General features: G+C 55.7%; 9 protein-coding genes and 1 riboswitch. Of the genes, 7 read left to right on the top strand and 2 right to left on the bottom strand.

Features of this window, described 5'->3' with window-relative positions; all coding sequences use genetic code 11:
• Positions 1-109: 109 nt before the first annotated feature.
• Positions 110-309, bottom strand: a riboswitch (cobalamin riboswitch).
• A gap of 107 nt (positions 310-416) precedes the next feature.
• Positions 417-1,430 (bottom strand): LacI family DNA-binding transcriptional regulator, encoded by a 1,014-nt coding sequence (locus ACO07T_RS19180; protein WP_422050715.1) that lies wholly within the window; start codon positions 1,428-1,430, stop codon positions 417-419.
• Between the two features lie 241 nt (positions 1,431-1,671).
• On the opposite strand from ACO07T_RS19180, the gene ACO07T_RS19175 reads away from it, so the two are divergent.
• From ACO07T_RS19175 to ACO07T_RS19145, 7 genes are all read left to right on the top strand, one after another.
• Positions 1,672-2,967: an extracellular solute-binding protein gene (locus ACO07T_RS19175; protein WP_422050714.1), complete on the top strand. Its 1,296-nt coding sequence runs from the start codon at positions 1,672-1,674 to the stop codon at positions 2,965-2,967.
• Between the two features lie 72 nt (positions 2,968-3,039).
• Positions 3,040-3,921 (top strand): ABC transporter permease subunit, encoded by an 882-nt coding sequence (locus tag ACO07T_RS19170; RefSeq protein ID WP_422050713.1) that lies wholly within the window; start codon positions 3,040-3,042, stop codon positions 3,919-3,921.
• Between the two features lie 11 nt (positions 3,922-3,932).
• Positions 3,933-4,829: an ABC transporter permease subunit gene (locus ACO07T_RS19165; protein WP_209079662.1), complete on the top strand. Its 897-nt coding sequence runs from the start codon at positions 3,933-3,935 to the stop codon at positions 4,827-4,829.
• Between the two features lie 11 nt (positions 4,830-4,840).
• The gene (gene ugpC, locus ACO07T_RS19160) at positions 4,841-5,881 is read left to right on the top strand and encodes a sn-glycerol-3-phosphate ABC transporter ATP-binding protein UgpC (protein ID WP_422050712.1); all 1,041 of its coding nucleotides are present in this window, start codon (positions 4,841-4,843) and stop codon (positions 5,879-5,881) included.
• Entirely contained in the window at positions 5,878-6,897 is a 1,020-nt protein-coding gene (locus ACO07T_RS19155; protein ID WP_422050711.1) for an endonuclease/exonuclease/phosphatase family protein, read from the top strand. The genes ugpC and ACO07T_RS19155 overlap by 4 nt, the downstream gene beginning before the upstream one ends.
• A 333-nt stretch (positions 6,898-7,230) precedes the next feature.
• Positions 7,231-7,716: an HPP family protein gene (locus ACO07T_RS19150; protein ID WP_422050710.1), complete on the top strand. Its 486-nt coding sequence runs from the start codon at positions 7,231-7,233 to the stop codon at positions 7,714-7,716.
• A 57-nt stretch (positions 7,717-7,773) separates the two neighbouring features.
• Complete coding sequence (locus ACO07T_RS19145; RefSeq protein ID WP_422050709.1) at positions 7,774-9,138, top strand: sodium:proton antiporter; 1,365 nt, start codon at positions 7,774-7,776, stop codon at positions 9,136-9,138.
• 89 nt (positions 9,139-9,227) lie between these two features.
• Here ACO07T_RS19145 and ACO07T_RS19140 read toward each other — a convergent pair whose 3' ends face one another.
• On the bottom strand, positions 9,228-12,545 hold the full coding sequence (locus ACO07T_RS19140) for an error-prone DNA polymerase (RefSeq protein WP_422051053.1): 3,318 nt from the start codon (positions 12,543-12,545) through the stop codon (positions 9,228-9,230).
• Positions 12,546-12,579: the final 34 nt, after the last annotated feature.

The raw sequence follows: 12,579 nt of genomic DNA, 5'->3' as shown, positions 1-12,579 counted from the left end.
GCCTTCCCCGGCGCATTTATTTTTGTGTGACTTCGGAGAGCACGGAGCCACTCAGCTTCCAAACCAAGTGGACCCGGCGCACACCCCGTCGCCGATAATGAACGCCCCTTCCAAGGGCGCATGTCCGGCAGGTCTCCTGACTTGCGGGTCAAAACACGATGCTGGCCTTCCCGGGAAACCCCAGTGGCGTTTTCAGCCGTGCTCGCCGCTTACAGTTGCGGGGGCAGTTGTAGAGTTGGCACCAATCTCGCCGCACTACATTCCCTATTGCTTCCGGGTTAACCCGGAACCGAACATGGCGCGTTCTTGCCAGATGCGGGGAGAGCGGGTCAATAACGGATTGCGACCTCAGCGGACACAATTGCGGACTCACAGTAGATAAACATGAAACGTAATGGCGCGAGTCTGCCCAAAAATTAGTGCGTGCCGCGTTCAACGACGCTGGGATCGACGTAGACTGTCTCATCGTCTTTCGCCGGATTGGTAAGCCGGCGCTCCAAGAGCGCAACGATCTCGCGCACAGAAGCGTCGATGGGGTTGCGCACAGTGGTCAGGTCAAACATCGGCCACTTGGCCATGTCGATATCATCAAAGCCAACAATCGCCAATTCACCCGGAACCGAGCGCCCCAGTTCGCGTGCTGCCGTCAGAGCGCCAATGGCCGAAGCGTCATTGGAGCAAACCAAGGCGTCAATGAAATTGGAATCCAGCATCTCAAGCGCAATCTGGTGACCAGAATCCACGGTGTAGTCACTGAAAGCTTCACACTGCAGAGACAGCCCTGCTTCACCGAGGGCATCAAGCACGCCCTCTCGGCGGTCTTCAGCTGAATGAAAGTCCTTTGGGCCTGCAATAAGTCCAAACCGTTTTCTTCCGCTGGCTATAAGGTGCTCTGTTATCAGCCTACTACCCACCGCATTGCGACAGCAAACGTTATCAACTCCGGATGCATCTACTGGCCGACCCGAGGAGATCATTGGAATGCCAAAGCGCGTGCAATGGGTGACGATGTCAGCAGACATGCTTCCCCCGCGCAGAATGAGAGCGTCCAGCGGATAGCGCATGATTTCGTCAATGGCCGTGGCAGCACGTTTGCCGCCGCCATCAATCAAAACAGGCCATTTATCGATCCCATTGAGCTCGCGCACCAGTTGGCTGACAAACATAGAGTCATAGGCGCTGCGCATATTGCCGACAAAGATGGCGACAAGATGGGATCTGCCTCCCTGAAGACCTGCAGCCAGGGCGTTGGGCTGATAGCCCATTTGCGCGGCCATCTGCAAAATCGCCCGACGCTTCGCGTTGTCCAGATATGCGCCTTCGGTAAATGCTCGGGACACCGCGGAACGAGACACTCCAACTGCATCCGCCACCGCTTGGGCGGTCACCCGGCGTGATTTGGGCCGCTCTTTGTCAACGCCATGATTCATCTCCGCTTGGTGCCTCCCGGATGAAACTTAACAAAAACGCAAAATTCGCTTCACAGAACTGTCGCATATCTCCGCTACCTGAACACGTGTGCAGACATTGCACAACCCTCGCGCTGAGCAATCTGCAGGCGCACAGAATTTACACAGATCACCTTTGTCAGAGGGCAATGGGGGTCGGAAAACGCTGGTGAATCCAAACAGGGTTTGCCGACTCAACTGGAGACCGATTGTGAAACATTTCATGACAAGCACGGCTGCGGCCGCATTTGCAATGGTGGCAAACTCTGCCTTTGCTGAAACTGAAATCACGTGGTGGCACGCCATGGGCGGCGCATTGGGCGAAACTGTGAATGCCATCGCAGAAGACTTCAACGCGTCTCAAGACGAATACAAAATCACTCCGGTTTTCAAAGGCACCTACGAAGAAGCCCTGACCGCAGGCATCGCCGCTTTCCGCGCTGGCGAACAACCAAACATCCTTCAGGTTTTTGATGCTGGCGCCGCAACCGTCATCGGCGCCAAAGGCGCCACTGTGCCGGTGCAGGATCTGCTGACCGACAATGGCGTTGCTTTTGACATCAATGACTACATCTCTGGCGTGCGCTACTTCTATGCTGATGCCGACGGCAAAATGATCGGCATGCCGTTCAACTCCTCTTCGCCGATCATGTACTACAATGTGCAGGCGTTTGAAAAAGCGGGTGTTGAGCCACCAAAAACCTGGGAAGAGTTCCAGACCGTCACAGCTCCGGCTCTGAAAGGGGCTGGTTATACCGCGCTGACGCAATCCCACCTGCCATGGATCTTCACCGAGAACTTCATGTCTCGTCACGATCTGCCGTTCGCCACCAACAACAACGGCTACGAAGGCGCTGAAGGCACCAAGATCCTCGTGAACAACGACGCGATCAAAGCCCACTTCACCGCTGTGACCGAATGGCAGGATGCGGGCTACTTTGAGTGGTTCGGCACCGGTTGGGGTGACAACGCAACCCCATTTGAAGAAGGCAAAGTTGGCATGTGGCTGGGCTCTTCCGGCTCTTTCGGTGGCCTGTCCAAGAAAGACCTGCCGTTTGATTTCTCCGCGACCTACCTGCCTTACTGGGAAGCTGTGACTGCCGAGCCAAAGCAAACCTTCATCGGCGGTGCATCTCTCTTCGCTATGGCTGGCCACGACGCGGCTGACAACGAAGCGACCGCGGCGTTCTTTGAATTCCTGACCCAGCCTGAGACCCAGTATTTCTGGCACCAGGAAACCGGTTATGTGCCGATCACGGAAGCAGCCTATGAAATGGCAAAAGCGGATGGCCACTATGAGCGCGCGCCAGCTGCTGAGATCGGCATCAAACAGCTTTCCCTGCCAGCAGGTGACAACACCAAAGGCTATCGCATGGGTTTCTATGTGCAGATCCGTGACGTGATGAACCGCGAATACGGCCGCATCCTGACCGGCGAAACCACTGTGGAAGACGCCTTCGCGACCATCGAAAAAGAAGCCAACGATCTGCTGGCGAAATTCGCCAAGACCCAGAGCTAAGCTTCTCTTCCAGACAGATAATGGGCGGCCGCGCGAGATCGCGGCCGTCCCCTCTTTCAAAGGACACCTTCAATGAAACGCGCCGGTTTCACCACCAGATGGCTGCCGATCCTGCTGCTCTTGCCGCAGTTGATTATCATCGCCATCTTTTTCTATTGGCCAGCCGCCCATGCGGTGCAGTCATCATTCTATCTGCAAGATCCCTTTGGGTTTGGCTCAACCTTTGTGGGGGTCGACAACTATACGGATCTCGCAGGCAGCGGCGAATATCTGAAGATCGCGCGGTTCACGCTGGTGTTCACGATACTGGTGACCTTTTTCTCGCTTGCCTTGGCGCTTTTGCTTGCTGTGAAGGCAGATAAAGTTCTGCGCGGAGCGCGCAGTTACCGGACGCTGCTGATGTGGGTCTACGCGGTTGCGCCCCCCGTTGCGGGCTTTATTGGGTTGATCATGTTTGACCAGAGCTGGGGGCCGCTGACCGAGCTCGCGCGCAGCATCGGCTGGGATTTCAAACTGGGTGTAAACTTCAATGACACCGCAATCGCCATGGTGATCGTGTCCGTTTGGAAACAGGTACCGGTGAATTTCATTTTCTTTCTCTCAGGACTGCAATCCATCCCGAAAGCCGTGCGCGAAGCCGCCCTTATCGACAACCGCTCCGCCACCGGCCGTTTCTGGGAGGTCACCTTCCCACTGCTGGCACCAACCGGTTTCTTCCTGCTGATCATCAACATCACTTACGCGCTATTTGACACTTTCGGCATCGTCGACACGCTCGTGAAAGGTGAGCCTGGCAACAACCCGATGACGCTGGTTTACAAAGTCTATGTGGACGGTTTCCGCGGCAACGACCTTGGCGGCTCGTCTGCGCAATCCGTCGTGCTCATGGTGCTTGTGCTGGCACTGACCATCTTCCAGTTCCGCTTGGTTGAGCGGCGCATTCACTACACATAAGGGCGCAAATCATGACAGATATATCCCAAAGCCAGGCGCCCACGATGCCCATGCGCAAGTTCCGCATCCGCTGGAGCGATGTAGGCGATCACGCTGTGCTGATCCTTGGTTCGCTCTTCATGTTGGTGCCCCTGCTGATCGTGCTGCAAACCACGACGACCACCGATGTCGCGACCATCAAGAACGGCCCGGAGCTGGTGATCGGAGATCAGTTTGGCGTCAATTTTGAGAAAGCAATGTTTGAGGCTTCGGGTTTCTCTGGCGAGAACACCGGTATGTCCATGCTAAAAAACTCGCTGATCCTTGGCCTCGGCTTTGCCCTTGGTAAAATTGCGATTGGCATGATGGCGGCCTATGCGCTGGTTTACTTCCGGCTTCGGTTTGCAACCTTCGCCTTCTGGCTCATCTTCACAACGCTGCTTCTCCCGCTCGAGGTGCGCATTCTGCCGTCTTATGAGATTGCGCAAAAGCTCGGGTTGCTCAACAGTTACAGCGGCTTGATTGTGCCACTAATCGCATCTGCGACCGCGACCTTCTTCTTCCGCCAGTTCTTCCGTTCCGTACCTGAAGAGCTGGTTGAGGCTGCCCGGATCGACGGCGCCGGACCGGTCAAATTCTTCATCGATATCCTTGTGCCGCTCAGCCAGACGATGATCGCCGCCATGTTCATCATCATGTTTGTCTTTGGCTGGAACCAATACCTTTGGCCGACGATGATCACGACCGAAGAGCACATGTACACGCTGGTGCGCGGGATCAAGCAGATCACCCAAGATCTCGAAGGTACCAATATTCCCGAGTACGGCCGCGCCAATATGCTCGCATTGATTGCGATCCTGCCGCCTGTGCTCGTGGTGATTTTCTTCCAAAGCTGGTTCGTCAAGGGCCTCACGGAATCTGACAAATAAGGACAAGAGAAATGGCTCAGGTCTCTCTGCAAAACATCCGCAAAATCTATCCTAACGGCTTTGAAGCCGTCACCCGCACCAGCTTTGACATTGCCGACGGTGAGTTTGTCGTGCTGGTAGGCCCTTCTGGCTGCGGCAAATCCACTTTGTTGCGTATGGTCGCCGGGCTGGAAGACATCTCCGAAGGCCACCTCTCGATCGGTGATCGCGTAGTGAATGACGTTGATCCGGCGGATCGCGACATCGCGATGGTGTTTCAGAACTACGCGCTCTATCCGCATATGACGGTGCGCAAAAATATCGGCTATGGCCTCAAAAACCGCAAAACGCCGGCTGAAGAGATTGAACGTAAAGTGGTCGAAGCGGCCAAGATGCTGAACCTTGAGCCGTATCTTGATCGCAAGCCAAGCCAGTTGTCTGGGGGGCAGCGTCAGCGTGTCGCCATGGGGCGTGCGGTGGTGCGTGATCCGGCCCTGTTCCTGTTTGATGAACCGCTTTCCAACCTCGACGCTAAATTGCGCAACCAAATGCGCATCGAAATCAAGGCGCTGCAACGCCGCCTTGGGGTTACCTCGATCTATGTGACCCATGATCAGGTCGAAGCCATGACCATGGCCGACCGCATTATCGTGCTGAATGTGGGGCGGATCGAGCAGATCGGCACACCGGCGGAGATCTACCATTCCCCCGCATCAACCTTTGTTGCGAGCTTCATGGGCGCGCCTCCGATGAACCTGATCAACGCCCGTTTGGAAGGAGGACAGGTGCTTGTGAACGGTGGTACTCCATTGGCCAAAGCGCCGGGGGTAGGCGCTGTGACGCTGGGCATCCGCCCGGAAGATGTCGAGCTCAATGCAGCAGGGCCGCTGGATTTTCACGTCGACATCGTCGAAGAACTTGGCGCGCACCGCCTCCTGCATGGTCAGTTAGCAGAGCAAAACTTCACCATTCACGTCAGCAAAGAAATCGCGGCTGTTCCGGGTGCCACACGTGTGGCGCTGAAACCCGATGCGCTGCGTCTCTTTGATGTGGAAACGGGGAAAGCGCTGTGATCACTCATACCGTTGATACGCTGCCAAGAATCACCGCTGCCGAACAAAAACACCTTTTGGAGGCCCCTCGCACCGCACAAGCACATAGGGCGTTGCTTTCGCAAACCCCCGCGATGAACGCCGTGCAAATTGGTGGGACCGCCGCACAGTCCCTGCTGCCAACAACACCTACGGTCGCAGCGTGGAATGTGGAGCGTTGCCTATTTCCGGAAGACACTGCCGCCCATTTGAACATAGTGTCGCCAGACATCGTGCTTTTGTCTGAGGTAGATCACGGTATGTCCCGCACAGGGCAACGCCACACAACTGAGGACATGGCTGCGGTTTTGGGCATGCAATACGCCTTCGGCGTCGAGTTCCATGAGCTGGATCTTGGCGGGCCAACCGAGCGGCAGTTCTGCAAAGACTCCTTCAACAGCCTTGGCTGGCATGGCAATGCTATTTTGTCTTCCGTTCCGTTTGAGCGCGTTGGTATGATCCGGCTCGACCAAGACGGCCATTGGTTTGCCGCAGATGCTGGCGCCTCCGATCCTGATCAACCTCGGCTTGGTGGGCGCATGGCGCTTGCGGCCATTGTGCCCACAGAGGATGGCCCTCTTTGTGTCGTCTCCACGCATTTGGAGAGCAATGCAAACGCCGCACATCGCCATACGCAGTTCGCGGACCTTTTGGCTGCGATAGAAGAATTTGCCCCTGATATGCCCATTCTGATCGGCGGAGACCTGAACACAGGCAATCACATTCCTCCGGATTTTGACTGGAAGCGAGAAACGCTTTTTGATTTGGCTGAAACACAGGGTTATTTATGGGAGTTTACCGCCGAAGGGATGACCACAAGACCAAGCCTCATAACCCCGCACCCTGATCGGGTGATGAAGTTGGATTGGTTCGCGGGCAGGGGGCTGCACTGTGATGAAAAGGGCATCTTGCCCTCCATTGACGCAACGAAACGTCCTTTGTCAGACCATGATTGCGTTTGGTGTTCTGTGAGCCTTAAACATTCCCAGCCCGAGTAATCCCTAGTAGTAAAGCCCCCCTGAGCGTCCCTTCCGGACATCGGGAGGCTTGGTTCGTTGATGCATTTGCTGCGAGCATGGTGGGTGCGATTTTGTTTCCCGCGATTCCAAAAGAGGCGTTCACCAACAAAACTACGTAGAGGTTAAGCCTTCCAATCGGCTTTTCATCATTTCTGCACTGGTAATTGCCGGAAAAACACTAGAAGTAAGCGCCCGACTCTGGCGATTCAATAGATGATGTGCGTTTTGCGACTCTGCACGTTATCTTTGCGCCGCCGCCGGTTGCAACACTGGTGCGATTTCAAGCGTGCCACTCAAAGAAAGGTCACGATTATGGGTCTGACATGTTTTGATGTCATGGTTTCGCCCGACCTGCAGAAAACCATTCGTCCTGATGCAAGCGTTGCTGATGCCCTTGCGATCCTGAAAGAAACTCGTGCGCGTTTCCTGCCAGTGGTGGACGAGAGCGGCAAGTACTGCGGTGTTTTCAGTGCTCCCACAATGCTGAAGCTGATCCTGCCAAAAGCGGCAACCATTGGCTTGAACACGGAGAGCATGCGTGTCTCCATGGACCACCTCGGTTTCATGAGCTTGGATAAAGAAGACTTCCGCAACCAGATCGAGCGCCTCAAGCAAGAGAAAGTTGCGGACAACATGTCCAATCCGAGCAACATTCCAGTGGCTGCACCGGATACGCCGATTATGGAAGGCATCTTCCTTGTCTATAAATTCAAGCGTCACGTGATGCTTGTGGAGCCCAAAACCCAGCGTTTTGTGGGCACAGTGAGTGCAAACTCGCTGATGGACAAAGTCTTATAAGGTCAGCGCTGCCGCTGAGCCCAACTCACTGAAATCAAACGAAAACGGGACAGTATCTTGTCTGCACATTCTTCCTCACACTCTGAGGCAGGCTTTTCCTTGGCGGAAATGCTTGGGATTGATCCCCTGTGGATCGCTTCCGGTATTCTGGTTCTGGTTTATGCCGTACTCATCACCGAAAAAATCAACCGTGCCATCCTCGCGATGCTTGGCGCCTCGCTTATGGTGCTGTTTGGGATCTTGAACCAACAACAGGCTGTGGACGGGGTCGACTCCAACACGCTGGCGCTTCTGATCGGCATGATGGTGGTGGTTGCGATCACCAGCAAAAGTGGCCTTTTCCAGTATGTGGCCATCAAATCCGCCAAATGGGTGAAAGCGGATCCCACAGGGATTTTGATCATGCTCACGCTGATCACCGCTGTGTTCTCTGCAATGCTGGACAACGTCACCACCGTGTTGCTGATTGCACCGATCACATTGCTGATCACTGATGCGCTTGAAACACGTGTGTTCCCGTTCTTCCTTGCTGAAATCCTGGCCTCCAACGTGGGTGGTACCGCGACGCTGATTGGGGATCCGCCCAACATCATCATCGGTTCTGCTGCCAACCTCAGCTTCAATGACTTCCTCTACAACCTCGCGCCCATTTCCGCGATCTGTCTGGTGGTTCTGACCGGCATCATCTACTTCATGAACCGTAAAGAACTGTCCAAGATTCCGCCGGAAGCCAGCGCGCGCATCATGCAGTTCAACGAAAAAGAAGCCATCACCGACAAAGTGCTGCTGGTGAAATCCCTGGCCGTTCTGGCGCTGGTGATCTTCGGTTTTGTGGTTGGTCACGGCTATGGCGTTCAGCCGGGCACCTCTGCCCTCGCAGGCGCCGCGCTTCTGATGCTTCTGGCCTATGGCCATCAGCACGGCGAAGACCAGACCGAAAGCGTGCACCACATTTTTGGCGAAGTGGAATGGGTCACCATCTTCTTCTTCGGCGGTCTGTTTGTGATCGTGGCCGGTGTGGAGCAGGTGGGTTTGCTAGAGTACTTCGGTGAGAAAGTGCTGGAGTTGACACAGGGCGATATGATGTGGACCTCGTTCTTCATCTTCTGGGCGTCCGGCATTTTGTCCGCGATCCTCGACAACATCCCGTTTGTTGCGACGATGATCCCACTGATTGAATCCACCGCTGACACATTTGGGGGCCCCGATGCGATTGAGCCGCTGTGGTGGTCTCTGGCGCTTGGGGCGTGTTTGGGTGGCAACGGTTCGCTCTTGGGCGCATCTGCCAACCTGACCGTTGCAGCCTTTGCTGAAAAAGCAAAGCAGCCAATCGGCTTCCTGACGTTTATGAAATACGCGTTCCCCATCATGATCCTGACACTCATGATTGCCAACGTTTACCTCTGGCTGCGCTATTTCTAAGTTCGCGTAAGAGCATTCTAAGAGCCCGGTGCATCGCGCCGGGCTTTTTGTTTGCGGCCTGCCAACGTTGGGCCGCTCCGAAAGGCGGCTTAGTGGAAATCACGGCTGGGGAAGAGCCGTTTGGCCTGGTCACGGGGATGCATTGCCCGTGCAGGATAACGGGCCGCTTTGGGCGTATCGTCGGTGCGCTGCCCCTCGGTGGTCAGTGCCTTCGGCTCCGGATGACCCAACTCTGCCAGTTTATAAGAGAGATCCTGAATGTCCTGCGCGATCAGATGCACCACGATCCCTTCTCGTTGCAGATAGCCTGTGACATGCAACAGTCGACCGCCCATAACAATGCGCCGGTACTGCTCATAGATTTTGGGCCAGACCACAATGTTGCTGACACCTGTTTCGTCTTCCAGCGTGAGGAAAATCACCCCTGACGCTGTGCCCGGGCGTTGCCGCGTGATGACAAGGCCACACACGCTGTAGCGGCCCAGAGCGACCTGCGGCAAAGACGCATGGGTTATAATGCCCGGCAAGGACGGGCGCAGCAGTTCCATGGGATGCGCGCGCAGGGTGAGCCGTGTGGACACATAGTCCTCCACCACCTCTTCCCCCAAACGCATCGCAGGCAATATTACCTGAGGCTCAGAAACGCTTTCACCATCAATCGGGTCATTGAACAGCGGTAGGGGTTTCGGACTTTGAATGGCTTTGACCTTCCACAGTGCATCACGCCGCGTCAGGCCAGTGTCTGCAAATGCATCGGCCTCCGCCAATCGCGCCAAAACATCAGGTCGTGCACCGGCCCTCAGCCAGAGAGCTTCGGGATCAGGGTACCCATTGCCACGGGCCGCAACGATCCAATTGGCGTCCTCCTTTTTGAAACCCTTGATCTGCCGAAATCCCAACCGCAGCGCCAAAGCACCATCAGGGCGGCGCTCCAGCGTGTTGTCCCACTCAGAGTGGTTCACGCAGATCGGGCGGGTCTCCACCCCATGTTCCCGTACATCACGCACGATTTGTGCCGGGGCATAAAACCCCATGGGCTGGGAATTGAGGAGTGCACAGGCAAAGACAGCAGGGTGATGGCACTTCATCCACGCTGAGACATAGACCAGCATCGCAAAAGCGGCAGCGTGACTTTCGGGGAAGCCATAATCCGCGAACCCTTCGATCTGGCCAAAACAGCGCTCAGCCACCTCCGGAGAATAACCGTTGCTCAGCATCCCGGCGATGAATTTGTCCCGATGCTTGCCGATGGTGCCCATACGCCGGAAAGACGCGAGTGAGCGGCGCAGGTGGTCGGCTTCTTCCGCAGAAAACCCTGCGCCGACCATGGCAATTTGCAACGCTTGCTCCTGAAAGAGCGGCACGCCCAGCGTCCGCCTGGTCACCTCTTCCAAAGCAGGCCCGAAAGGTTCCGACTTTTCCTGCCTGTTACGGCGACGGATATAGGGCTGCACCATATCTCCCTGAATAGGGCCGGGGCGCACAATCGCCACTTCGATCACTAGATCATAGAACTCCCGAGGCTTCATCCGCGGCAAAAAATTCATCTGTGCGCGGCTTTCCACCTGAAAGACCCCAACGGCATCCGCGCGGCAAAGCATGTCATATGTGGGAGCGTCCCCCTGCGGGATGGAAGCAATGCTATGACTGAGGTTTTCATGCTGGCGCATTAAGGCAAAGGCCTTTTGAATGCAGCTCAGCATACCCAAACCCAGCACATCGACTTTCAGAATGCCAAGAGCGTCGATGTCATCTTTGTCCCAGCAGATCACAGTGCGGTCTTCCATCGCCGCATTTTCAATAGGCGCAAGCTCATCCAATCGCCCACGGGTGATGACAAAACCTCCCACATGTTGTGAAAGGTGGCGGGGAAATCCGATGATCTCGCCAATCAGCCGGAGGGTCTGCATCAGCCGGCGATCTTCGGGATTGAGACCCAACTCGCGCACACGGTCCAGATCAACACCGCCATTTGTCATGCCCCAGATTTGCCCGGACAAACCTGCTGTGACATCCTGACTGAGGCCCATCACTTTGCCGACTTCACGGATTGCAGCGCGGGTGCGAAAATGGATGACCGTTGCGCACAATCCCGCGCGATGACGCCCGTATTTTTCATAAATCCATTGAATGACCTCTTCGCGGCGTTCGTGTTCGAAATCCACGTCGATATCCGGCGGCTCACCACGGTGTTTTGACACAAAGCGCTCAAACACCATGGCGATCATATCAGGGCTGACATCAGTGATGCCCAACAGATAGCACAGGATGGAGTTTGCAGCGGAGCCACGTCCTTGGCACAAAATACCCTGCGATTTGGCAAATTGCACAATGTCATGCACGGTCAGAAAGTAGGCAGGAAATTGCAGCTCTTTGACCACAGCGAGCTCTTTTTGCATCAACTCGACCGCCCTATCCGGTGCGCCTTCAGGGTAGCGGCGCTCTAAGCCCTCGTTGGCAAGCCGCTCCAAACGCTCTTGGGGTGTTTCATCCTCTGTTTCTGCATGCGGATACTCATAAGACAGCTCACTCAGATCAAAACTGCACCTGTCCGCAATCTCGAGCGTTCGACGCAGTGCAGCCGGGTAATCGCGAAAGATCCGCGCCATATCTGTACCGGCTTTGATCCGGCGTTCTCCATTGGGTAAAGCACGGGTGCCGATTTCATCAATGGTGACATGCTCACGCATACATGTAAGCACATCAGCGAGCTGCCGACGGCTGGCGTGGTGCATCAACACATCACCTACAGCCACCAGAGGTGCTGAGGATTTTTGGGCTGCGCACGCGCAAGCCGCAAAATAGTCTTGATCGCTGCCGTCATAACGTGGTGCAGCGCCCAGAAAGACATGATTGGGAAACTGGCGCCGCATATGCTGGATATCTGCAATGCTTGCCTCCGGCTTGCTGTGGGGCAGGGCAATCAGGATCATGCCGCTACAGGCAGCAACCAAATCGTTGACATAGAGGACACATTGTCCTTTTTCGGCCCGACGTTTCCCCAGTGTCAGCAAGCGGGTCAAGCGTTGGTAAGCCGCGCGGTTGCGGGGCAGGGCAATCCACTCAACAGCGCTGTCCTGCAACACCAAGCGGCACCCCACAATCAGCTTGGGCAAGGATATGATGTCCGATTTGGCAAGCGGATTGCTCTGCCCCACATCCTGCCGGGAGGAGGAATCCATTTGCTGTTGCGAGCGGATCTGCACCTGTTCCAGCGTTTCCCGCTTCAGCTCTTTTAAGGCGGACCACGCACGCACCATACCAGCCAGGGAATTACGATCGGTGATCGCGATGGCAGACAGTCCCAGCTCCGCGGCCCGCACAACCAGTTCCTCTGGATGCGACGCACCTGTCAGAAACGTGAAATTCGTGGTTACGCAAAGCTCTGCATAAGCCTGACCCGACATGCGCGGCGTTCGCGTATCCTGTTGCCGCTCCGAC

It is taken from the genome of Shimia sp. (genome assembly GCF_965227725.1).
In the GTDB taxonomy this organism is placed as follows: Bacteria; Pseudomonadota; Alphaproteobacteria; order Rhodobacterales; family Rhodobacteraceae; genus Shimia.
Note: the sequence above shows the minus strand (reverse complement) of the source record. Positions and strands in the feature narration are given on the sequence as shown.